23 protein-coding genes are annotated in these 22,820 nt (G+C 70.1%); 7 read left to right on the top strand and 16 right to left on the bottom strand.

The genetic code is table 11. The features are described 5' to 3' along the window. Positions 1-46: 46 nt before the first annotated feature. Positions 47-529 (bottom strand): YbaK/EbsC family protein, encoded by a 483-nt coding sequence (locus tag ACFU7D_RS17450; RefSeq protein WP_378869271.1) that lies wholly within the window; start codon positions 527-529, stop codon positions 47-49. 10 nt (positions 530-539) lie between these two features. Beyond that, the gene (locus tag ACFU7D_RS17445; RefSeq protein ID WP_378869268.1) at positions 540-1,238 is read right to left on the bottom strand and encodes a spermidine synthase; all 699 of its coding nucleotides are present in this window, start codon (positions 1,236-1,238) and stop codon (positions 540-542) included. 190 nt (positions 1,239-1,428) lie between these two features. Here ACFU7D_RS17445 and ACFU7D_RS17440 point away from each other — a divergent pair, with 190 nt between their 5' ends. Next, the gene (locus tag ACFU7D_RS17440; RefSeq protein ID WP_378869265.1) at positions 1,429-2,664 is read left to right on the top strand and encodes an MHYT domain-containing protein; all 1,236 of its coding nucleotides are present in this window, start codon (positions 1,429-1,431) and stop codon (positions 2,662-2,664) included. 3 nt (positions 2,665-2,667) lie between these two features. Here ACFU7D_RS17440 and ACFU7D_RS17435 read toward each other — a convergent pair whose 3' ends face one another. The 11 genes from ACFU7D_RS17435 to ACFU7D_RS17385 form a co-directional block, all read right to left on the bottom strand. Beyond that, a complete protein-coding gene (locus ACFU7D_RS17435) occupies positions 2,668-5,640 on the bottom strand; it encodes a bifunctional [glutamine synthetase] adenylyltransferase/[glutamine synthetase]-adenylyl-L-tyrosine phosphorylase (RefSeq protein WP_378869263.1) in 2,973 nt (990 codons plus the stop codon). A 26-nt stretch (positions 5,641-5,666) separates the two neighbouring features. After that, positions 5,667-6,443 (bottom strand): type 1 glutamine amidotransferase, encoded by a 777-nt coding sequence (locus ACFU7D_RS17430; RefSeq protein ID WP_378869261.1) that lies wholly within the window; start codon positions 6,441-6,443, stop codon positions 5,667-5,669. Between the two features lie 86 nt (positions 6,444-6,529). Continuing rightward, on the bottom strand, positions 6,530-7,867 hold the full coding sequence (glnA, locus tag ACFU7D_RS17425) for a type I glutamate--ammonia ligase (RefSeq protein ID WP_045550195.1): 1,338 nt from the start codon (positions 7,865-7,867) through the stop codon (positions 6,530-6,532). A gap of 49 nt (positions 7,868-7,916) precedes the next feature. Further along, positions 7,917-8,108 carry a hypothetical protein gene (locus tag ACFU7D_RS17420; RefSeq protein ID WP_378730686.1) on the bottom strand — a complete coding sequence of 64 codons (192 nt, stop codon included), beginning with the start codon at positions 8,106-8,108 and terminating at the stop codon, positions 7,917-7,919. A 22-nt stretch (positions 8,109-8,130) separates the two neighbouring features. Beyond that, positions 8,131-8,877 carry a hypothetical protein gene (locus ACFU7D_RS17415; RefSeq protein WP_378869258.1) on the bottom strand — a complete coding sequence of 249 codons (747 nt, stop codon included), beginning with the start codon at positions 8,875-8,877 and terminating at the stop codon, positions 8,131-8,133. 13 nt (positions 8,878-8,890) lie between these two features. Next, entirely contained in the window at positions 8,891-9,526 is a 636-nt protein-coding gene (locus ACFU7D_RS17410) for a SatD family protein (RefSeq protein ID WP_378869255.1), read from the bottom strand. Between the two features lie 71 nt (positions 9,527-9,597). Continuing rightward, positions 9,598-10,215 carry a maleylpyruvate isomerase family mycothiol-dependent enzyme gene (locus tag ACFU7D_RS17405; RefSeq protein ID WP_378869253.1) on the bottom strand — a complete coding sequence of 206 codons (618 nt, stop codon included), beginning with the start codon at positions 10,213-10,215 and terminating at the stop codon, positions 9,598-9,600. A 52-nt stretch (positions 10,216-10,267) separates the two neighbouring features. Continuing rightward, positions 10,268-11,062 (bottom strand): MerR family transcriptional regulator, encoded by a 795-nt coding sequence (locus tag ACFU7D_RS17400; protein ID WP_378869251.1) that lies wholly within the window; start codon positions 11,060-11,062, stop codon positions 10,268-10,270. A gap of 40 nt (positions 11,063-11,102) precedes the next feature. Then, complete coding sequence (locus ACFU7D_RS17395) at positions 11,103-13,127, bottom strand: NAD(+) synthase (protein ID WP_378869249.1); 2,025 nt, start codon at positions 13,125-13,127, stop codon at positions 11,103-11,105. 57 nt (positions 13,128-13,184) lie between these two features. Beyond that, the gene (locus tag ACFU7D_RS17390) at positions 13,185-14,243 is read right to left on the bottom strand and encodes a DUF1080 domain-containing protein (RefSeq protein WP_378869246.1); all 1,059 of its coding nucleotides are present in this window, start codon (positions 14,241-14,243) and stop codon (positions 13,185-13,187) included. Between the two features lie 130 nt (positions 14,244-14,373). Further along, positions 14,374-14,844 (bottom strand): GNAT family N-acetyltransferase, encoded by a 471-nt coding sequence (locus ACFU7D_RS17385; protein ID WP_378869244.1) that lies wholly within the window; start codon positions 14,842-14,844, stop codon positions 14,374-14,376. 54 nt (positions 14,845-14,898) lie between these two features. On the opposite strand from ACFU7D_RS17385, the gene ACFU7D_RS17380 reads away from it, so the two are divergent. Further along, positions 14,899-15,435 carry a GNAT family N-acetyltransferase gene (locus ACFU7D_RS17380; protein ID WP_378869242.1) on the top strand — a complete coding sequence of 179 codons (537 nt, stop codon included), beginning with the start codon at positions 14,899-14,901 and terminating at the stop codon, positions 15,433-15,435. 95 nt (positions 15,436-15,530) lie between these two features. Beyond that, entirely contained in the window at positions 15,531-16,403 is an 873-nt protein-coding gene (gene panB / locus ACFU7D_RS17375; protein ID WP_378730668.1) for a 3-methyl-2-oxobutanoate hydroxymethyltransferase, read from the top strand. Between the two features lie 21 nt (positions 16,404-16,424). Here panB and ACFU7D_RS17370 read toward each other — a convergent pair whose 3' ends face one another. Together ACFU7D_RS17370 and ACFU7D_RS17365 are read right to left on the bottom strand one after the other, a co-directional pair. Further along, on the bottom strand, positions 16,425-17,360 hold the full coding sequence (locus tag ACFU7D_RS17370; protein ID WP_378869240.1) for a hypothetical protein: 936 nt from the start codon (positions 17,358-17,360) through the stop codon (positions 16,425-16,427). Between the two features lie 66 nt (positions 17,361-17,426). Next, positions 17,427-18,074 carry an ion channel gene (locus ACFU7D_RS17365; protein WP_378869237.1) on the bottom strand — a complete coding sequence of 216 codons (648 nt, stop codon included), beginning with the start codon at positions 18,072-18,074 and terminating at the stop codon, positions 17,427-17,429. Between the two features lie 43 nt (positions 18,075-18,117). On the opposite strand from ACFU7D_RS17365, the gene ACFU7D_RS17360 reads away from it, so the two are divergent. Further along, positions 18,118-19,332, top strand: coding sequence for a PQQ-dependent sugar dehydrogenase (locus ACFU7D_RS17360; RefSeq protein ID WP_378869235.1), 1,215 nt, complete (start codon positions 18,118-18,120; stop codon positions 19,330-19,332). Positions 19,333-19,335: 3 nt separating this feature from the next. On the opposite strand, the gene ACFU7D_RS17355 is transcribed toward ACFU7D_RS17360, so the two are convergent. After that, positions 19,336-19,545: a hypothetical protein gene (locus tag ACFU7D_RS17355; protein WP_378731413.1), complete on the bottom strand. Its 210-nt coding sequence runs from the start codon at positions 19,543-19,545 to the stop codon at positions 19,336-19,338. Positions 19,546-19,703: 158 nt separating this feature from the next. Between ACFU7D_RS17355 and ACFU7D_RS17350 the strand changes: the two genes are divergently transcribed. From ACFU7D_RS17350 to ACFU7D_RS17340, 3 genes are all read left to right on the top strand, one after another. After that, the gene (locus ACFU7D_RS17350; RefSeq protein ID WP_378869232.1) at positions 19,704-21,194 is read left to right on the top strand and encodes a circularly permuted type 2 ATP-grasp protein; all 1,491 of its coding nucleotides are present in this window, start codon (positions 19,704-19,706) and stop codon (positions 21,192-21,194) included. Then, the gene (locus tag ACFU7D_RS17345) at positions 21,194-22,123 is read left to right on the top strand and encodes an alpha-E domain-containing protein (protein ID WP_378731417.1); all 930 of its coding nucleotides are present in this window, start codon (positions 21,194-21,196) and stop codon (positions 22,121-22,123) included. The genes ACFU7D_RS17350 and ACFU7D_RS17345 overlap by 1 nt, the downstream gene beginning before the upstream one ends. 14 nt (positions 22,124-22,137) lie before the next feature. Continuing rightward, the coding region (locus ACFU7D_RS17340) for a transglutaminase N-terminal domain-containing protein (protein ID WP_378869230.1) at positions 22,138-22,820 on the top strand (683 nt) is incomplete at its 3' end.

Here is a 22,820-nt window from a genome sequence, read left to right as displayed (position 1 = left end):
GCTTCGGCAGGGCGGGGCCGTCCCCCTTTTGGGGAGACCAGATCGCTCAGACGGTCTCGGGAAGCTTCGTGACGTCGACCCAGCCCCGGGCCTCGCTGATGGTCTCCAGGTCACCGAGGGTGAGCGCGATGGTCGTGTTGGCGCTGCCCGCGGCCGGGTAGACCATGTCGAAGCGCTTCAGCGAGGCATCGAGCCAGACCTCGGCCGACGCGGGGTTGCCGAACGGGCAGACGCCACCGATCGCGTGGCCGGTCATCGGCTCCACGTCCTCGGCCACGAGCATCCGCGCCTTGGTGCCGAAGTGGGCCTTGAACTTCGCATTGGCGATCTTGGCGTCGCCGGCGGCGACGATCAGGATCGCGGCGGTTCGGTCCTCGGTGTAGAGGCTGATGGTCTTGGCAATCTCCGCCGGCGAGACACCGAGGGCGGCCGCGGCGAGCTCGACGGTCGCCTTCGACTCGACCGACTCGATGATGTCTCCACCGCGTCCGAATCGGTCCAGGTGCGTGCGGGCCAGCTCGATCGACATGAACCTCAGCCTAGCGGCGCGTCCCGCCGCCGAAGGAGTCGGCGACGGCGCGGTCGGTGAAGATGCGGTACTCCATCGGCGAGGGCGACCCGAACGGCGCTTCCGGCACCGCGCCACAGACGATGACCAGGTTGCCGGAGCGGCGGCCCTTCATGGTCGCCGGCTCGACACCGACGACCAGGTCGCCGAGGTCTCGGGCCGCCGCGACGAAGTCACGCGCCTGGGGGAACGGCGCCCGGTCCACGAGGTTGGCGACGAAGACACCGGAGGGCGCGAGCACGCGGCGTACGTCCTCCACGAAGGCCGCAGAGGTGAGCTCGGCCGGGGTGCGACCGCCGTCGAAAGCGTCGAGGATCACCAGATCGGCGAAGCCGTCGCGCACGCCTCCGATGCCGCTCTTCCCGTCGACGGGGCGCACCTTGATGCCGCTGCGCGGCGGGAGCGGCGCCTCGCTGCGTACGCGCTCGATGACCTCGACCGACGGCTCCAGCACGATCTGCGAGGAGCGCGGCCGGGTCGCATGGACGTAGCGCGCCAGCGTCATCGCGGCACCGCCGATGTGCAGAACTCGCACTGGCCCTGGAGGCAGTCGGTCGATAACATCGCCGATACGCCTCATGTAGTCGAACACGAGGCGGGTCGGATCCCCCAGATCGACAGCCGACTGCTGCATCTCGTCGAGCTCGAGCACATATACATCGTCGGCCATAGCGGAGATACCCTACCCCCCACGTGGAAATAGGGGACCTGTTCCTCTACTGTGACCTGCGCGACAACGGCACCATTGCCCGCTATGGATGCATCCGGATACCCCTAGGGGCATCCACGCATGTTTCCAGATCTACCTCGCCGATCCCCCACACCCCGTCCGGCGAGGAACGAGAGGAAGTCAAAGCAGCGTGACAAGCATCGAGGAAGTCACGATCGGGGCGTTCAGTCAACCCCTGGTCGCGATGTCGTTCATCATCTCCGTACTCGGCTCGTGGGTCGGTCTGACCTGCGCGGCCCGTGCTCGCCGGCGCGGCTCAGGCACCGGCGCCTGGCTCTGGCTCTTCGGCGCGGCCGCCTCGATCGGCGGCGGCGCGATCTGGTCCATGCACTTCATCGGCATGCTCGCCTTCGACAGCCACGTGGCGTACGCCCTCGATGTCGGCACCACCCTCATCTCGCTCGCCGTCGCGATCATCGCGGCGATGGTCGGCATGCTCATCGCGACCGCCATGCGCGGCAACGCGGGCTACATCGTCGGTGGCCTGGTCACCGGTGCCGGCGTGGGTGCGATGCACTACACCGGCATGTACGCGATGGACATGAGCGCCCAGATGGTCTGGAAGCCGCCGGTCGTCATCCTCTCGATCGTGATCGCGCTGGTCGCCTCGGCGCTCGCGCTCTTCTTCGCCTTCAACGTCACCACGCTGCTGATGCGCGTGGGCGCCGCGGTCATCATGGGCATCGGCGTGTGCGTCATGCACTACACCGGCATGCTCGCTCTCGAGATCCACAGCTCTCCCGACGACAAGCTCGGGCACGTCAGCGGCGCGGACCCGGTCTATCTCGCCATGCCGATCTTCGCGATCTCGGCCGGCATGCTCATCGTGATCGGGTTCGCCACCATGTTCGCCGGCATCAACGACGACCTCGAGGACCCGTGGACGCCGGTCACGCGGACGACCTCCGACTCCGGCGCCCACGCGATGATGCCGCAGCGGCCGGCGATGGCGCAGCAGTACAACACCGGCCCGCAGCCGATCACGGGCCAGCAGCCGGCCCTGTCACAGCTGCAGCAGCCGCAGCACCAGCCACTGCAGCCGCTCCCGACGCGGCAGCCCGCCGCCTCGGGCAGCCCGCAGGCGGGGCAGCCCAACGGTCAGCCGGTGGGCGAAGGCATCGGCAACGCGTTCGCCCAGCGGCCGCAACGTCCGACCCAGCTGCGGCCGCAGAACGGACGCTGGACGCCCCGGCCCTACGCCCAGCAGGCCTCCAACAGCGGCTCGGAGCAGCCGCCGGACTTCTTCAGGCCCCAGGGTGGGCAGCCCGCCGACGAGACCGGCAACGAGCCGCCGGCCCAGCCGCAGCAGGCCCGGCCGCAGCGCACGCCGGGTTGGCTGCCGCCGCGCAACGACAACAACCTGTAGCGCTCACTCCCAGAAGACGCGCTCGACCACACCGTGGGCGAGGCGGGTCATCCGCAGGTAGTCGTTGACCAGCTCGTCGGTCGCGCCCGCCGGATAGCCGAGGATGGCCGCGACGGCGTGCTGCTCGACCGGACCGGCGGGCAGCGAGTCCGCCGGACGGCCACGCGCGAGCGTGACCGCGTTGCGGACCCGGCTGACCATCCGCCACGCCTCGATGAGCGTCTCGGCGTCGTGGGCTTCGATCAACGAGGCGTCGCGGGCGGCCTGCAGCGCCTCGACGGTGCGTGGCGTGCGCAGCCCCGGGACGGCGTACGCATGCCGCATCTGCAGGAGCTGGACGGTCCACTCGATGTCGGCAAGCCCGCCGCGGCCGAGCTTGAGATGGGTGTTCGGGTCGGCGCCGCGTGGTAGCCGCTCGTGGTCGACACGGCCCTTGATGCGGCGCACCTCGACCACGTCGTCCTCGCTCAGCCCACCCTCGGGGTAGCGCAGCGGGTCGATCATCTCGGTGAACGCATCGCGCACCTGCTGGTCGCCGACGACGGCGTCGGCACGCAGCAGCGCCTGCGACTCCCAGATGCCCGACCACTTGGCGTAGTAGGAGGCGTACGCCGGCAGTGTCCGCACCAGCGCGCCCTGGCGCCCTTCGGGGCGCAGGTCGGCGTCGATCTCCAGTGGCGGGTCGGCGCCCGGCAGAGCGAGCAGCCGGCGCAGGTCGGCGATGACCTTGAGCGCGAACTGGGTCGCCTCTCCCGGATCGGCACCCTCGACGGGCTGATGGACGAAGAGCACGTCGGCATCGGAGGCGTAGGAGAGCTCGAACCCGCCGTAGCGGCCCATCGCGATGATCGCGATCCGGGTCGGCGCCTTCTCGAGCTCGCGGCGCGCGACCTCCTCGGCCACGACGGTGCGCAGCGAGGCCTCCAAGGTGGCGTCGGTCAGCCGGGAGAGCGCCGCCCCGATGGTGTCGATGTCGGCCTCACCGAGGAGCTCGGCGGCCGAGATCCGGAACAGCTCGCGACGGCGGATCGCCCGGATGTGGCGTACGGCCTCCTCGGCGGAGGTGGTGGTGCGGCGACGGGCGGCGCGGGCGACCATCTCGTCGGTCAGCGCCTCGGCGGAGAGGGGCGCCAGATCGTGGCCCAGAAGGCGCAGCGCCTCGGGCTCCCGCTCGAGCAGCGCGGTGGTGTAGCGCGAGGTGGACAGGATCGTGGCGAAGTGTTGCGCGACCAGACCCTCGTCGCGCAGGGAGCGCAGATACCAGGGCGTGGCGCCGAGGGCGTCGGAGATCCGGCGGAACCCGAAGAGCCCGGCGTCGGGATCGGAGCCCTCGGAGAGCCACTGCAGCATCACCGGCAGCAGCGCCCGCTGCAGCGCCGCGCGCCGGGAGACGCCCGTGGTGAGCGCCTCCAGGTGGCGCAGCGCGGCCTTGGGGTCGGCGTAGCCCAGCGCGGTCAGCCGCTCCTCGGCGGCCTTCGCGGAGAGGTGGGCCTGGCCGGACGGGATCCGGGCGACCGCGTCGAGGAGCGGTCGGTAGAAGAGCTTCTCGTGGAGGCGGCGTACCTCGATCCGCTGGTGGCCCCACTCCTTCTCCAGCCGCACCACCGGGTCGCGCAGGTAGCCGAGCGAGCGCGCCAGCCAGCGCAGCGAGTCCTCGTCGTCGGGGACGACATGGGTGCGCCGCAGCCGGTGGAGCTGGAGCCGGTGCTCCATCCGCCGCAGGAAGGCGTAGGCCTCGTGCATGGCCTCGCCGTCCTCGCGCCCGACGTAGCCGGATCGGGTCAGCGCCGCCAGCGCGGAGAGCGTGGTGGGCTGGCGGATCCCGGTGTCGGTGCGGCCGTGGACCAGCTGCAGCAGCTGCACCGCGAACTCCACGTCGCGCAGCCCGCCGGCGCCGAGCTTGAGCTCGCGGTCGGCCTCCCGGGACGGGATGTGGGCGATGACCCGGCGCCGCATCTTCTGGGTGTCGGAGACGAAGCCGTCGCGCTCGGCGGCCTTCCACACGAACGGGTTGACTGCGTCGACATAGGCCTGGCCCAGAGCCAGGTCGCCCGCGGCCGGCCTGGCCTTGAGCAGCGCCTGGAACTCCCAGGTGCTCGCCCAGCGCTCGTAGTAGCCGACGTGGCCGGCGATCGTGCGCGAGAGCGCGCCCGCCTTGCCCTCGGGACGCAGCGCGGCGTCGACCGGCCAGATCGTGCCCTCGCCGGTGTGGGCCGAGCAGACCTGGATCAGGTTGCTGGCGAGCTGGGTGGCGACCCGCAGCGAGACGTCGTCGCCGACCCCGTCGGCGGCCTCGTGGACGAAGATCACGTCGACGTCGGAGACGTAGTTGAGCTCGTGGCCGCCGCACTTGCCCATCGCGACGACGGCCAGCCGCACCTTGTCGGCCTCGGCGCCCACCCGCGCGCGGGCGACCGTCAGGCCGGCGTCGAGGGTCGCGCAGGCGAGGTCGGAGAGCTCGGCGGCGACGTCGTCCACCGGGAGCTGGTGGGCCAGGTCGCGGGCGGCCAGCCGGAGCAGCCAGCGGCGGTACTCCACCCGGAGCGCGTCGACCGCCTCCGCGTCCGGGACCGTGGCCACCGGGCTCTCGTCGCCCGGCTTCGCGCCAACGGCCTCGAACAGCGACGCCCTGAAGACGTACGCAGCGGGCCTGGTCGTGCCGAGGGTCGGATCGGCCAGCTCACGCCAGTGACCGGGATGGCGGGCCAGGTGGTCGCTCAGCGCGGGCGAGGCGCCAAGCACCGAGACCAGCCGCATCGCGGTGCCCTCGTCGCCGGCGAGCTCCTCGACGAAGCCGGCGCCCTGGGACTCGGCGAGCATGACCAGACCGGCCAGCGCCGCGTCGGGGTCGGCCGCCTGGCCCAGGATCGCCAGCAGCTCCTGGGCGCCGGCGCCGAGACCTGCCAGATCCGCCAGGGCCGTGTCCGGGTCGTTGAAGCCGAGCCGGAGCAGCTCGCCCTTGCCTGGCAACGTCATGGCCCCGATTGTGTCACTGGCCGGTTTCAGGCGCTCCAGGGCCTCGGGGTCGGGATGACCCCTCCGCGGGTGCCGCCCGGGGCGACGGCGGCGCTGCGCTCACGCACCAGGCGAGCGAACCCGAAGGCCAGCGGCTGCCAGGTCTTGATCAGCTCCTTCTCGGCGAAGGTGGCAGTCGCGACCACGTCCTCGACGCTGCGTCCGATCTGCTCGAGCTCCTCGACGGACTCCTCGGCCCAGACCGCGACCGCGGCTGCGTCGACCTCGGGGTGGAACTGCACGCCCCACACGGTCGGGGCGAACCGCGCCGCCTGGACCTGCCCGTCGATCGACCTGGCCAGCTCGACGCTGCCCTCGGGCAGCCGGCCGACGACGTCGCGGTGCCAGTGCATGGCGCGGTCGTCGCCCGCCAGCAGGCGCATCAGCGGGTCGAAGAGCACCTCGGGCTCCCAGGTGACCTGGCCCACGCCCACGGTCAGCCCGAACGGGCTGCGCTCCACTGTGCCGCCCAGGGCCATCGCGGCCAGCTGGTGGCCCAAGCAGATCCCGAGCGTCGGGATACCGGCCTCGGCCGCCTGCGCGATCCGCTCGCGGGTGACCTGGAGCCAGGGGTGCTCATCGTCGGAGTCGGCGTCCATCGAGCCACCCATGACGAGCAGCCCCGAGTAGGAGGCGTTCAGCGACGAGAGCGGCGGGATCGGCTCGGCGTACGCCCGACAGACGTCGACGCACATGCCCGCCTCAGCCAACCAATGACCGAACAACGCCGGCGGAACTGTCTCCTCGTGCTGGATCACAAGCACTCGGGGAAGACTCAACGACATCACCACTCTCCCGTTCGATCCAGTGTGGCAGCACCGGATCGGAAGTGTGGAATCGGGGTTTAACCTCAGATCACCGGCAGCATCCGGGAGCGCTCGTAGGCGGTCACCTGCTCGCGGTAGGCGGCCCATTCGGCCCGCTTGTTGCGCAGGAAGAAGTCGAAGACGTGCTCGCCGAGGGTCTCGGCGAGGAGCTCGGAGTCCTCGGCCATCCCGATCGCCTCGTCGAGGTTCTCCGGCAGCGGGTCGATGCCGAGGCTCTTGCGCTCGCGCTCGGTCAGCGCCCACACGTCGTCCTCGGCCTCGCGCGGCAGCTCGTAGCCCTCCTCGATGCCCTTCATGCCCGCCGCCAGGATCACGGCGAAGGCCAGGTAGGGGTTGCAGGCGGCGTCGAGAGACCTGACCTCGATGCGGGTCGACTGGCCCTTGAGCGGCTTGTACATCGGCACCCGGACCAGCGCGGAGCGGTTGTTGTGGCCCCAGGCGACGTGGGCCGGCGCCTCTCCCCCGCCGATCAGGCGCTTGTAGGAGTTGACCCACTGGTTGGTCACCGCGGTGATCTCGCCGGCGTGACGGAGTACGCCGCCGATGAAGCTGCGCCCGGTCTTGGAGAGCTGGTATTCGGCGCCCGGCTCGTAGAACGCGTTGGCGTCACCCTCGAACAGGCTCAGGTGGGTGTGCATGCCCGAGCCCGGGTGCTCGGTGAACGGCTTGGGCATGAAGCTGGCCCAGATGCCCTGGCTCAGCGCGACCTCGCGGATGACGGTGCGGAAGGTCATGATGTTGTCAGCGGTGCTCAGGGCGTCGGCGTAGCGCAGGTCGATCTCGTTCTGACCGGGACCGCCCTCGTGGTGGCTGTACTCGACGCTGATGCCCATGGCCTCCAGCATCGTGATCGCCTCACGCCGGAAGTCGGCGCCCATCGACTGGGCGGTGTGGTCGAAGTAGCCGCTGGAGTCGACCGGGGTCGGCTCACTGCCGTCCCTCGGGTTGTCCTTGAAGAGGTAGAACTCGATCTCGGGGTGCGTGTAGAAGGTGAAGCCCTTCTCCGCGGCGTTGGACAGGGTGCGCTTGAGCACGTAGCGCGGGTCGGCGTAGGACGGCGAACCGTCGGGCATCACGATGTCGCAGAACATCCGGCCGGTGGACGGGCCGTCGGTGCGCCACGGCAGGATCTGGAACGTGCTCGGGTCCGGCAGGGCAAGCATGTCGGCCTCGGTCACCCGCGCGAACCCCTCGATCGCGCTGCCGTCGAAACCGATGCCCTCCGCAAAGGCGCTCTCGAGCTCGGCCGGAGCCACCGCGACCGACTTCAGATAACCGAGCACGTCGGTGAACCACAGCCGCACAAAACGTACGTCCCGCTCTTCGAGTGCCCGGAGCACGAAGTCCTGTTGCTTGCCCATGCGTGAACACTAACGGTCCGACGTTACGGTCGGGACCACCGCGCCAGCGTCAGCGTCCGGGACCTCTGAAGATCGAGATCACCAGCGCCACCCCGAACCCTGCCAGCGCCGCCCCGAGGACCGACCAGGCGGTGCTCGTGCCGGCCCCGCCGAGATAGCCCATGCCGGTCAGCGCCAGCGCTCCTCCGGCCAGGAGAAGCACCGCGGCCACCAGGAGTCCAAGAGCCTTACCCACAGTCATGACACCGCAATCTAGTCTCGGGCTAGGTGATGACCAGGGCAAGGGTCACCAGCGAGGTCATCCAGGAGACGAAGCTGCCGACCAGGAAGTATTCGGTCACGTCGTTGATGCTCGGCCCCTCGTGCCCGCGGAACGACTGCAGCTCCGGCCAGCGGATCAAGCCCTTGGCCGCGACCACCAGGCCGGCGGCGGCGAGGTTGCCGGTGAGACCGAGCCCGAAGATCGTCAGCCGCTCGAGCGGGCCCAGGAGCCGGCCGCCCTTGAGATTGTTGCCGTCGACACCGTCGAGCGGGTTGGCCACCTTGGCGACGTCGAGGACGAGCTGCACCACGACGTTGCCCGTCGAGACCTGGACCAGCAGGCCGCCGAAGACGAGCAGCACGGCCTCGGGACGCGCCGACTCGACCCAGACCCAGGGCGCCTGCTCCGCCCACGCGGCGACCGGTCCGCCGACCTCGCCGGCCACCGGGGCCAGCAGGATCCCGACGAAGATCGTCCCGCCGAGCAGGGCCAGCGGGATCCCCGGCCGGGGGTTCTCGTCCGAGCCCTGGGGCGGGTGGGCCAGGAAGCCCCACAGCACCGTGATCCCGGCAATCACGATCACGGCCGCCAGGTCACCTCCGAAGAGAGCCGAGAGCAGGCCGAAGGCGATCACCGCGACCGCCCCGATCGCCTCGGGGACCCAGCGGATCCGCTTGAGCGGGTCGAGGATCGAGTGGGCGAAGTCGACCGTCCCGATCCCGATCAGGAGCAGTGCTATCCAGCTCATGCCGCCGCCTCGCTCATCGAATCTCTCCCAGCAGCTCGTCGGCCCGCACGATCACGGCGATGCCGTCGCGACGGACGCGCTGGGAGACCGCGGAGGGGGTGATGTCGAGCTCGGCGGCGATGGCCTTCTGAGACATGGCGGAGAGCATGCCAGAAAGCACCGACACCGAGGCTCGATCCAGGCGAGAAAAGAGCTCGTCGCGCGCGACCAGAGCGGCGTTGACCGCTGCCGGGTCCGGTCCACCCGCTTCGTCGGCCGGCTGATACCAGGTCCGTACGCTGCGCGAGGCCGCCTTGTTCTCGGCGTTCTCCGCCGTCTCGATCGCGGCGCGTGCGGACCACCACCCCGGCCCGTCCTCGACCCGGGGGTCGTCGCGGAGCACCCGGGTGGAACCCCAGCTGATGCCGTGGCGTACGCCGACCACGGGGTCGAGCGCGATCCGCAGCCGGAACGTCGCCTGGATCGCGGCGCCGACGGTCTCGAAGGCTCCCTGGTACTCATCGCCGACCGTGATCCGCAGCGGCGTGACCGGCTGCCACTCCCGGTTGACCTCCTCGACGGCGTCGGCGAACGCCTCGTGGACCTTTGCGCGGTCGGACGTGGTGCGCGAGCCCACGAGGTCACCGATCACGGTCGCTACGGACGCCATATGAAGATGATACCTTCACCTCCATAAAATGAAGGTATTTGATTCATCAGTCTGAGATGAAGCCTTCAGCTTCACATTTCCGCACCTGGCCCGGTGAGCTCGCCTGCCCCGACCTGGCGGCCGGAGAGCATGAGCACAAGCCCGATCGCGGTGCCACGGACCTCCGGGCCGGTCCCGATCACCATGTCGGCGTCGGTGGCCACAAGACGTACGCGCTGGGCTCGCTCCTTGCCGCCGCCCCACTTCTGCGAGGTCCTGGCCAGGTAGCCCAGCGCCGTGACGACGTGCTCGACCGGGTAGTCGCGCCGCAGGCCCAGCGGGCGCCGGATGTCCTCGCCATGGGCGAACTCCTCGACCAGGCGGGTGGCGAGCGGAGCGGGCGGTGTCGCCGTGCGTCCGGCAACCCCGCGGAACCTCGCCAGCGTCTCGGCCGGGTCTTCGGCGCGCTCCCGGTCGACACCGGTCTGGTTGTCGCGGTCGAAGTCCCCACCGGCGGCGATCATCCGGCGTACGAACCCCAGCCGGGTCGTCGTCGCGACGTCGATCATGTGGGCGAGCACGTCGTGGACCGTCCAGCCGGCGCACAGCGAGGGCGTCGCCCACCGTGCCGGAGCGAGGGTCTCGAGGTCCCGGATCAGCGCCTGTCGTTCGTCGTGCACGACGGACCAGACCACGCTCTTCGATGACATGGTCCGGACGCTACCGCGACTGCGCGGACCTCGCCCCGGCATAAGACGACCGCTACCTCACCGGCTGCTGGAGCTCGGTGACCCAACCTTCCTGGTCCTCCGGCATCTCCAGGTAGATCTCCCGGCACGGGCCGGCGAACTCGAGACCGGCGTCGCTGACGTGGCGGGACAGCTCCTGCCAGGCTTCGCCGATCCCCGTCATCGGGCCGCGGTAGATCGCGGTGACCGCGCGGTCGTACGCCCTCAGGGTCCCGACCTCGAGACCGTCGACGGCCTTGCCGCCGAGGTCGGCTCCGGCGCCGAAGGTCATCCCGTCGCCGACGGCGTCGTACCAGCCGATCGCGGGGCCGGACGGTTCGATCCCGGCGGCCTCGAACGTGTCGTAGACCCGCCCGAAGAGCGGGCCGACGCGCTGGCCGACGTCGGCGCCCTCGTCGACGTGGTCGGTGAGCTGGGTGAGGGTGAGGGCCGCGAGCGGCTTCTCGGTGTAGGTGAGGGTGGACATGGCATCTCCTTCCAGAAGTCGAAGACGTCGCTCCACCTCGCCGAGGCGCCGGCCGTCGGCCTCGATCTGCGAGCGCAGCTCGTCGCGGCGCCGGTGCAGCAGCGTGGCCAGCTCGGCCGGCGTACGGCCCTCGTCGAGCAGGTCGGCGACCTCCTCGAGCGAGAACCCCAGCGACCGGAACGCCACCAGCGCGTCGGCCCGGGCCAGCAGCGCCGGCTCGTAGAACCGGTAGCCGCTGTGCGGGTCGACGCGGGACGGCGAGAGCAGACCAAGGCTGTCGTAGTGCCTCAGCATGCGCACCGACACCCCGGCGAAGCGGGCGAAGTCTCCGATACTCAACATGACGCCATCAGCCCATCGCCTGACACTGTGTGAGGGTCAACTACTCCGCAGGAACCCGGGCCTCGATCTCGGCGAGCCAGGCAGCCGGGGAGGCGTCCGAGGGCATCCGCCAGTCACCGCGCGGCGACATGGTGCCGCCGTTGTGGACCTTCGGCCCGTTGGGCAGCGCCGAGCGCTTGAACTGGTTGGCGAAGAAGCGCTTCACGAACACCTCGAGCCAGGCGCGGATCTCCTTCATCTCGTACGCCGTCCGCTTCTCCTCGGGGAACCCCGGGGGCCAGTCGCCGGCATCGACGTCGTGCCAGGCGTTCCAGGCCAGGAACGCGATCTTCGAGGGCGAGAAGCCGTTGCGGACGGTGTGGAAGAGGGTGAAGTCCTGCAGTGCGTACGGGCCGATCTTCTGCTCTGTCGACTGCAGCTCCTCCCCCGGCACGAGCTCGGGCGAGATCTCCTGGTCGAGGATCTCCTGGAGGACCTCGTCGGCGGTGCCGTCGAACTGCTCGGTGGTGATCACCCAGCGGATCAGGTGCTGGATCAGGGTCTTCGGCACGCCCGCGTTCACGTTGTAGTGCGACATCTGGTCGCCGACGCCGTACGTGGCCCAGCCGAGCGCGAGCTCGGAGAGGTCGCCGGTGCCGAGGACGATGCCGCCGCGCTGGTTGGCGATGCGGAAGAGGAAGTCCGTACGCAGCCCCGCCTGGACGTTCTCGAAGGTGACGTCGTAGACCGGCTCGCCGTCGCCGGCCGGGTGGCCGATCTCCTTGAGCATCTGGGTGGCGGTGGGCCGGATGTCGAGCGTCTCGTAGGTCGTGCCGAGCGCCTCCATCAGCTGGATCGCGTTGGACCTGGTGTCGTCGGAGGTCGCGAAGCCGGGCATCGTGAACGCCAGGATGTCGCTGTGTGGCCGACCGAGGCGGTCGAGGGCCTTGGCGGCGACGATGAGCGCATGGGTGGAGTCGAGCCCGCCGGAGACGCCGATGACGATCTTCGTGTCCGGGCCGATCGACTGGAGCCGCTTCTCGAGCCCCGAGACCTGGATGTTGTAGGCCTCGTAGCACTCCAGCGCGAGCTTGTCGGGGTCGTCGGGGACGAACGGGAACCGGTCGACCTTGCGGCGCAGCCCGTCGCCGGTCAGCGGCGGCGCCAGCTCGAACTCGATCTCGGCATGGAAACCCCCCTCGGCCCGCCGGTTGTCGTCGAAGGTGCCCTGCCGGATCCGCTCGGCGCGGATCCGCTCCAGGTCGACGTCGACCACGGTGCGCCGCGGCCCGTCCGGGAACCGCTCGGTCTCCCCCAGCAGCTCGCCGAGCTCGTACGCCATCGTCTGTCCGTCCCAGGACAGGTCGGTGGTCGACTCGCCCTGGCCGGCGGCGGTGTAGACGTAGGCCGCCAGGCACCGGGCGGACGCGGACTGCACCAGGAGGCGGCGCGCCTCGGAGCGACCCACGGTGATCGGGCTGGCGGAGAGGTTGAGCAGCACGGTCGCGCCGGCCAGCGCGGCCTTGGCGCTCGGCGGCACCGGGACCCACATGTCCTCGCAGACCTCGACGTGGAAGACGAGTTCCTTGACGTCGGTGCAGCGGAAGAGCAGCTCGTTGCTGAGCGGAACCTCCTCGCCGCCGAGCATGATGGTGCCGTCGGCGCCCGCGCCCGTGCCGTACCACCGCTTCTCGTAGAACTCGCGGTAGGTCGGCAGGTAGGTCTTGGGCACCACGCCGAGCACCTCGCCGCCGTGGATCACGACCGCCGTGTTGAGCACCCGGTCGCCGTGGCGCAGCGGGGCGCCGACGACGATCACCGAGAGCAGCTCCTCGGAGGCCACCACGATCGCGCTGATCGCGGCGTGCACGGCGTCGAGGAGGGTCCGCTGAAGGACGAGGTCGTCGATCGAGTAGCCCGAGAGGCACAGCTCCGGGAAGACCGCGACCGCCACGCCCTCGTCGCTGCACTCGCGGGCCTGCGCGATCACCTCGCGCGCGTTGGCGGCAGGGTCGGCGACGGAGATCGGGATGGTGCACGCCGCGACCCGTGCGAAGCCATGGGAGTAGGCGGAGTAGAAGTCCACACCCGGGAGTCTAGGCGCTCCCCAGCCACCCGATGCCGCCGCCGACCGCGTACGACCTCAGGACAGGTCGCGGATGCGGATGTTCCGGTAGGACACCACGTCCGGGGTGCTGCCGTGCGCCTGGACGCCGACGTGACCGGTCAGCCCCCGGCTGCTGGAATCGGGGTCGTTCGGACGACCGGGGAACGGCAGCCCGGGCAGGTTCTCGAACTCGTTGATCACGACGCCGTTGCGGATCACGGTGTACTGCTGCCCGACGACGCGGATCTCGAGGTCGTTCCAGGTGCCCTTCGGGGTCGGTCGTGCCTCGGCCAGGGTGAGGTCGGCGAAACCGTAGATCGACCCCGTCTTGCGGGGGTCATTGCCGCCGCTCTCCGGCGAGTCGTTGACCTGGATCTCGTGGCCACAGTTGACCGCGATCCAGGAGAGGTTGCCGGTCTCGCCGCCGTTGAACGTAGTGGGGCACCCCTCGACCGGGCCCCACAGCTCGGGGAAGCGCACCTGGACGCCGCTGTTCCCGCGGGCCGCACCGGGTGCGTCGTCGCGGAACTGCAGTCGGAACGAGAAGTCGCCGTACTCCCGGTCCGGGTACCACAGGGTTCCGAACCCGCCACCCGCGCCGGCTCGGCTGCGGATGGTGCCGTCGGAGACCAGGTCGAAACCACCGTCTCCGGCGTACGCCCAGTCGTCGAAGGAGTCGGTCGAGCCGTCGAAGAGCCAGTCGTAACCCTCGACCTTCCCCACCTGCGAGCGGGCCGCGGCGGACCGCAGCCGGCTGGCTTCGGCCCGCGTCACCTCACCGGCGGCGACCAGATCGGCGGTGACGCCGCGGACGTGCGTCACGAAGGCCCCGTGAGTCGGCCATGTCCGCTCGTCGTCGATGACGTCGTTGATGGTGCAACTGGAGCGCAGGGTGCTGTTGGCGACGCCACTGTCGAGATCGAGGAAGACGACGCTCGAGCGGGCATCGGGTGCTGGGCAGCTCGAGGGCGCCTCGGCAGGAGTCGCGGTGGCGGCTGCGATCGGACCACCCAGGCACAGGGCGGCGATCCCGAGGACGGCCGACCCGACTGCGAGCCTGGTCCGATTGCGGCGTGAGGGGAGGAGGTGGGACATCGAGACTCCGAACGTCGGGACGCCGAGTGAATGTGATGCGCGTCACGCCGGATGCTAGTGTCGACGGCCTCCGACTTTCAACCACTTCTGGACGACTTTCGCGGACAATCTTCGAAAGTCGTCTGCCGGGTCAGCCTGCCGAGCGCTCCATCACGATCTCCTCCGGACCGTCGTCGATGGGGCTGGGAACCGTGGCGGACTCCACGAAGCCGAGCCGCTCGTAGACGGCGTGGGCGCGGTCGTTGCCGACTAGGTGGGTGAGTCGCACGGGCAGGTCGCCGGCGCGGGCGATCACCTCGGCCAGCAGCGCGCTGCCGGCGCCGGAACCCTGGGAGTCGGGCAGGACGTACAGCTTCCAGAGCATCAGGTGGTCCTCGAAGACCGAGTAGGAGGCCATCGCGACGACCCGGTCCTCGAGCTCGGCGACGAGCACGGTGCCGGCCCTGATCCCGGGGAGCACCGTGTCCGGGATCCACCACTTGGCGATGCCCTCCTCGACGTACGCCTCGCCGGTGATCGGCGGGTACGTCGCCCGCCAGGTCGTCACGCCGACGTGGATCACCGCGTCGAGGTCGTCGGTCGTCGCCTGTCGCACCCGCATGGACGCGACGATAACCAGGAGCGCCGGGGCTGTCGCTCCGTTTAGCGTGGACATGTGCTGATCCGACGTGAACGTCTCCAGGACGTTGCCGACATCCGTGCGGTCACCGCCGCGGCCTTCTCCGGTGCGGAGCATTCCGCGCCGCCGATCGAGCCCGACGGGGCGCCCGGGGAGGCGACGCTGGTGGGGTGGTTGCGCGAGGATCCGGGCTGGATCCCGGAGCTCTCGCTGGTCGCCGAGGCCGACGGCCAGATCGTCGGCCACGTCGTGGCCACCCGCGGGGCCCTCGACGGTCGGCCCGCGCTCGGTCTCGGCCCGGTCAGCGTCTCCCCGGCCCGCCAGCGCGACGGCGTCGGCTCGGCGCTGATGCACGCCGTCCTCGGGGCCGCCGACGCCTTGGGCGAGCCGGTCGTCGTGCTCCTCGGCTCCCCCGCCTACTACGGCCGCTTCGGCTTCGTCCCCGCCTCCTCGCTCGGGATCGACTCTCCGGACCCGGCGTGGGGCGACTACTTCCAGGCACGGCCGCTGGCTGCGTACGACGAGGATCTGCGAGGCCGGTTCACCTACGCCGCGCCCTTCGACCGGCTGTGACCACCACCACAGCGCGGACCGGTTGATCTGGACCTACGCTGGGAGTAGTCCGTGGACTCCATCAGGGAGCTGCGAGATGACACCAGAAAGGCTCGATGATGAGCACGAACCCCTCTGCCGAGGAGACCGCCCCGTACGGCACCGGTGCTGCCGGAAACGCGCCGGCCAAGCCCGTACGCAAGGTGCGCACGCATCATCTTCGCGAGATGAAGCAGCGTGGCGACAAGATCACGATGCTGACCTCCTACGACATGTACTCCGCCCAGATCTTCGATGAGGCCGGGGTCGACCTGCTGCTCGTCGGTGACTCGGCCTCCAACAACGTCCTCGGCAACGAGACGTCGCTTCCGGTGACCGTGGACGAGCTGCTGCCGCTGACCCGCGCGGTCTCGCGCAGCGTGAAGCGGGCGATGGTCGTCGGCGACCTGCCCTTCGGCTCCTACCAGGCCTCGCCGGAGCAGGGCTACCTGACCGCGGTGCGGTTCATGAAGGAGGCCGGCGCCCACTGCGTGAAGCTCGAGGGTGGCGCCGAGATGGCGCCGGTGATCAAGAAGCTGACCGAGGGCGGCATCCCCGTCATCGCCCACATCGGCTTCACCCCGCAGTCCGAGCACGTGCTCGGCGGCTACCGCGTCCAGGGCCGCGGCGACAACTCCGACCGCATCATCGACGACGCCAAGGCCGTCCAGGAGGCCGGCGCGTTCGCGGTGGTCATGGAGATGGTCCCCGGCGACGTCGCCGCGCAGATCACCAAGGAGCTGGAGATCCCCACCATCGGGATCGGCGCCGGCCCCGACTGCGACGGCCAGGTGCTGGTCTGGCAGGACGCCTTCGGCATGCGCGGCGGCAAGATGGCCCGCTTCGTGAAGCAGTACGCCGACGTGAAGTCGGTCCTCTCCGAGGGCGCCGAGGCCTACATCTCCGACGTCAAGGGCTCGACCTTCCCCGGCCCCGAGCACACCTTCTGAGGATCCGCGCTTGAGAAGTGGTCAAATTGGGCCGTCCGCCGGCTCGGTGCCGGGCCCAAATTGACCACTTCTCGGATCCTGCTCCCACAGCGACCCGCGCCACAGGGCGTACCAGGCGTCCAGGCGGGCCGGATCGTAGGTCCGGCCGAGCGCCTCGTCGGCCTCTCGCAGGATCATCGCGGCGCGGAAGCGGACATCCGGAGCGACATAGCCGTGGCGTACGTAGCCCGCACCCGCGAGACCCGAGTCCCGGCGTCGGTCGCGGGCATACTGAGTACGATCGCGATGCACCGCTCCGTCGTACTCCTGCAGCGTTCTGGTTCCTGTGATCAGCAGGTCGGCCCGCGCCACGAAGCGACCGGCGTCGTCGAACAGCTCGGCCTGAGGCTGCACCGGCACCTCGCACGCCTCGTGCAGCATCCGGAGCAACGACTCCCACGGTGACTCCGACCTGCCGTCGGCCAGAGCGAGCGCTTCGCGCAACCGCGGCCCGCCCCGGCGGTCCCGCGCCACGACCTCGAGATCCGCGCGCGTACAACCCCGCTCATGCAGCACGCCGTCGACCATCACGACCAGATCCAGCAGCCCGAGGCGGGGAGCCGCGGCGAGCACGGTCTCGGCGACCGTCGCGATCCGTACGCCGTCGATCCCGTGACTGTGCGGGGGCAGCGGGTGGCGGGTGACATCCACCTGCGGCCGACGCACCCGTACCCGACTCGGGACCGAGATCTCGATGGGACGGTCCGGAGCCAGCGGCGGCAGCCAGAGCTCGTACGCCTCCGCCGCGGTCAACCCGATGAAGACCGTGCCGTCCGGCAGCCGCTCCGCCCAGGCCCGCATCCTGGCCCAGACCGGAGTCTCCTCACCGACGTCGCTCGCGAGCCGAACCCCGGACCCGAGACTCACCCAGCGGCGGCCGCGCCGGCGCGGCGGCCGCGGTGACTTCGCTTCCGTCATACACCCCACGCTGCGACGAAGTCAGGTCTGCCGCCACCATATTCAGCCCATCCTGTGGAGAACGGTTCAGCGTCGCGCCCTGGCGGCCGCCAGCCCGACCAGGCGGGCGACCACCATGGCGACGTAGAAGACCCCCGCGATCTGCTCGATCATCACCACCGAGCGCGCGTGCGGGAGCACCGGCACGATGTCGGAGAGACCGACCGAGGTCAGCGTCGTGAACGAGAGGTAGAGCAGGTCGAACCACTGCCGGTGGTCGCCGAACGAGCCGGGCCAGATCACCTGGGCCGCCGCGTACAGGTAGGCGAAGGCCCAGGCCACGACGGTGAACGCGGCACCTGTCGCGAAGAGCTCGTCGCGGGTCACCACGTCGTCGTGGAAGAGGTAGCGGATCATCGCGTAGGAGACGAACAGGTAGAACGGGACGTGGAAGAAGGCCGAGGTCAGCACGACCCAGCCCTCGTTCGGCGCGACGGACTCCCACACCGCGAAGATCGTCGCCGGTCCGCCGAAGATGATGGCCGCCCAGGAGAAGGCCGGAGTCATGCGTACCGCCGCGACCGCTGCCAGCAGGAGCAGCAGCTGAAGCACACCCAGTCCGGCGCGGCCTGCGGTCGAGCCGTCGAGGAAGGGGTAGGCCAGAATCGCCACCACCTGTCCGAGCAGCAGCACCGCGGAGGGGTGTTCTCGCATCGCCCTGATCACGTTCGTCACAACCGCACACCCTAGAGCCCACCGGGCCAGTAGCGTCGACACCATGCGCGCTGCCATCGCCCTCGCCTCCGTGATCGCTCTCGGGCTCTCGACCGCCGCGTGCTCCGGAGACTCCTCTCCCGCCTCCACTCCCCCGCCGCTGAACCCGTCGGGCTCGCCGAGCGCCTCCGCGAGTGCCTCCTCGTCGGCTCCCCCGGCCGTGCTGCCGACCTCCGACCGGGTCCCAGAGCTCGACGTCGAGGTGGTCAACGACGAGCTCGACCACCCCTGGGACGTCGCCGACATCGGCGAGGACCGGTTCCTGCTCACCGAGCGCGACCGGGCGGTCCTCTCGCTGGTCGAGGACGGCGAGCGTCGTGAGATCCCGCTCGAGGACAACGACATCTGGGTCTCCGGCGAGACCGGGCTGATGGGGCTCGAGATCGACCCGGACTTCGCCGAGAACCGGCGCATCTACACCTGTCAGGGATGGAACGACGGCCAGGACGTACGCGTCATCTCCTGGACCCTCGACGCCGGACTGACCAGGGCCACCCAGGAGCGGACCCTGATCGACGGCTTCCCGACCTCGTCGGGAAGACACGGTGGCTGCCGGCTGCTGATCACTGCCGACGGGGCGCTCTGGGTCGGCACCGGCGACGCCGCGAACGAGGAGAACCCGCGAAGCCTCGACTCCCTGGGCGGCAAGACGCTCCGGCTCGACCCGGAGACCGGCAAGCCCTGGCCGGGGAACCCGTGGGCCGGCGACGAAGGACCGCGCCGATTCATCACCAGCTTCGGCCACCGCAACGTGCAGGGGCTGGCCCAGCGCGCCGACGGCACGGTCTGGTCGATCGAGCACGGGTCCGACCGCGACGACGAGGTCAACGAGATCACCCTCGGTGGCGACTACGGCTGGAACCCCGGCCCCGGCTACGACGAATCGGTGCCGATGACCGACCAGGACCTGCCCGGACAGCAGATCGAGGCGGCCTGGGACTCCGGCAACCCGACCGTCGCGACCGGTGGTGGCACCTTCATCCCGGTCCAGGACCGCTGGGGCGCCTACGGCGGGGCACTCGCGGTCGCCGTGCTCAAGGACCAGGAGCTGCGGATCCTCTCCTTCGACGAGTCCGGGAAGCTCACCGACGACAGCTCACCCGAGGTCATGCATGACTACGGGCGGCTGCGTACGGTCTCGCTGACCGCCGACGGCGACCTGCTGGTCACCACCGACAACGGCGGTGAGGACGTGCTGCTCCGGGTGACCCCCCGCTGAGGATCAGCGGTCCTCGTTGCCCGCGTCGCCCTCCCAGGCCCTGTCCTCCTTGTCCCACCGCTCGTTGTTCTCCTGAGCGTGCTCCAGCGCTCGGGAGGCCTCGGCGTGGGAGGCGTAGGGGCCGAGACGGTCCTTGGCCTTGCAACCCTGGTACGGCTCGACGGTCTTGTGCTTGAGGCAGTAGTAGAACTCGCCCGCGTGCTCGTCGCTCATGCCGCCACCTCCGTAGAGGAAGGGCAGGAGTACGGACGCGGCGGCATGATGATCTGATTGCTCACTCGCTGGCGCTCGCTCATGCTGCCAACCTACCGTTGTGCGAGATGTTCGCGTGGGCAACAGCGCTGTTACACGGATTTCAGTAGGTTGCCTTCATGAGCCAGATGTTCGACGCCTACGAGACTCGGGATCCGGCCTTCGACGAGATGTTCGTCGGCAGCGAGCTCCGGCCTCCCTACCAACGGCTGGGCGACTCGCTGCGCCGGCTCAGCGCGGCGGAGCTGATCAGCCGGGTCGAGGCGATGCAGGCCAGCTACCTCGACCAGGGCGTCACCTTCGACATCGGCGGCGAGGAGCGGGCCTTCCCGCTCGACATCGTGCCGCGGGTCATCGAGCGCGACACCTGGGCGACGATCGACAAGGGGGTCCAGCAGCGGGTCAAGGCGCTGGAGCTGTTCCTCGCCGACATCTACGACGAGGGCAACGTCTTCGACGACGGGGTGATCCCGCGCGAGGTGATCACCACCTCCAGCCACTACCACCGCGCGGCCGCCGGGGTGCACCCGCCCAACGGCGTACGCGTCCAGGTCTCGGGCATCGACCTGGTCCGTGACAACAACGGCGAGTTTCGGGTGCTGGAGGACAACGTGCGGGTCCCGTCGGGGGTCTCGTACGTCATGACCAACCGTCGCGCGATCTCGGCCGCGCTCCCCGAGACGATCGCCGAGCACCGGATCCGGCCGGTGGCCAACTACCCGCAGAAGCTCCTCGCGGCGCTGCGCGCGGCCGCGCCCGCCGGTGTCGCCGACCCGACCGTGGTGGTGCTGACCCCGGGCGTCTACAACGGCGCCTACTTCGAGCACGCGCTGCTGGCCCGGACGATGGGGGTCGAGCTCGTCGAGGGGCGCGACCTGGTCTGCCGCAACGGGCAGGTGCTGATGCGTACGACCAAGGGGCTGGCCCCGGTGCACGTCATCTACCGGCGCATCGACGACGAGTTCCTCGATCCGGTGCACTTCCGGCCTGACTCGATGCTCGGCTGCGTCGGCCTGATCGACGCCGCCCGGATGGGCAACGTGACGCTGGCCAACGCGGTCGGCAACGGGGTCGCCGACGACAAGCTCGTCTACACCTACATGCCCGACATCATCCGCTACTACCTGGGCGAGGACCCGGTGATCCGCAACGTCGACACCTGGCGGATGGGCGAGGCGTCCTCCCGCGAGGAGGTCCTCGACCGGCTTTCGGAGCTGGTGCTCAAGCCCGTCGACGGCTCCGGCGGCAAGGGGATCGTGATCGGGCCGGCGGCCTCGCCCCGCGAGCTGGAGGTGCTGCGCGGCAAGATCCTGGAGGACCCCCGCTCCTGGATCGCGCAGCCGGTGGTGCAGCTCTCCACGGTCCCGACGTTCATCGATGGAGATCTCGGGGCGCGGCATGTGGACCTGAGGCCGTTCGCGGTCAATGATGGCGACAAGGTCTGGGTTCTTCCCGGTGGCCTGACTCGGGTAGCGCTCGCAGAGGGTGAGCTGATCGTGAACAGCTCCCGTGGCGGCGGCTCGAAGGACACCTGGGTGCTCGCCGGACCGACGTCGTCCCGGCCGTCCGGTCGGGGTCAGGGTCAGTCTCAAACGCAGGGGGTTGCGTGATGCTGAGTCGCATCGCCGAGTCGATGTTCTGGATCGGGCGCTATGTGGAGCGTGCCGAGGACACCGCGCGCATCCTCGACGTACAGACCCAGCACATCCTCGAGGACGCAGCCACCGACGAGGAGACGGCCTGCCGTTCGCTGCTCGCGGTGATGGGCATCGAGATCTCCGCGGAGGAGAAGGTCGGGCTGCCGCAGATGCTGGACATGCTCGCCTACGACACCACCCAGCCGACCTCGATGGCCTATGCGCTCGGCGCGGCCAGGGAGTCGGCCCGCGGGGCCCGGGAGACGCTCTCGGTGCCGTTGTGGGAAGCGCTCAACACCACCTACCGGGCGATCCCGGCCGGCCAGTTCAAGCACATGCGGGCTCCGTTCATCTTCGGCTGGGTGCGCGACCGGGTGGCTCAGATCAACGGCACCGCCGACGCCACGATGATGCGGGACGAGTCCTGGCAGTTCCTGATGCTCGGGCGCTACGTCGAGCGCGCCGACATGACCTCGCGGCTGGTCGCGACCACGTCGCTGACCTCCGCCGGCGGCGCCTCGCAGTGGAACTCCACGCTGCGTGCCTGTGGAGCGTACGACGCGTTCCTGCGGGTCAACAAGGGGGTCGAGACCGAGCAGGCGGCTGCCGAGTTCCTGCTGCTGGACCGGATCTTCCCGCGCTCGGTGGTGCATGCGCTGCAGCGGGCCGAGGGGGCGCTGGACACCCTGGAGGGGACGACCCGCCGCGCCGGCTTCACCGATGAGGCCCACCGGCTGATCGGCCGGATGCGGGCGTCGCTGGAGTACCGCTCGCTCCACGATCTGCTGGCGGACCTGCCCGCCGAGATGGAGCGGCTCCAGGTCACCTGTGCCGAGGCCACCGAGGCGGTCACCAAGCGCTACTTCGCCGGCGCCGAGGCGCTGGCCTGGCAGCCGATCTGAGGAGTCTGATCGAGATGAGCATGCAGTTCCGCATCGTGCACACCACGACCTTCGCCTACGCCGGCCCGGCGGTCGCCTCCTACAACCAGACGCGGCTGACGCCCTTGACCACACCCGACCAGATCGTGGTCCATCACCGGATCGACGTCTCGCCCAAGCCGTGGACCTATGAGTACAAGGACTACTTCGGCAACGAGGTCACCGCGATCGAGGTGCTCGAGGCGCATCGTGCTCTGAAGGTCTCCGCGACCAGCACCGTCCACGTCGACCGGAAGCCCGGGGCGGCGCCGGTGCTCACCTGGGACGAGGCCGCCCTGCCCGGCGTCGCGGACCGGTTCATCGAGTTCCTCGGCCTGCCCCCTCTGGTCGCGCCCGGCGAGGAGCTCGCGACCCAGGCCAAGGCGATCGCCGCCTCGGCGGGGATGCCGGGCGAGGCCGCGGTCGAGATCGCCCGGGCGGTCGCCGAGGCCGCTCCCGCCCACCAGCTGCTCGGCGCGCTGCGTACGGTCGGGATCCCGGCGCGCTACGTCTCCGGCTACGTCTACCCCGGTGGCGCCCACTCCTGGGTGGAGTGGTGGGACAACGGGTGGCACGGGATCGACCCCGCCACCGGCACCGAGCCCGGCGACGCCTACGTCGGTGTGGCCACGGGCCGTGACCACACCGACGTCAAGCCGCTGGGCGGGATCTTCTCGGG

The sequence above is a fragment of the Nocardioides sp. NPDC057577 genome (assembly GCF_042801335.1).
Classification (GTDB): Bacteria; Actinomycetota; Actinomycetes; order Propionibacteriales; family Nocardioidaceae; genus Nocardioides.
This window is presented reverse-complemented; position numbering and strand designations above follow the sequence as displayed.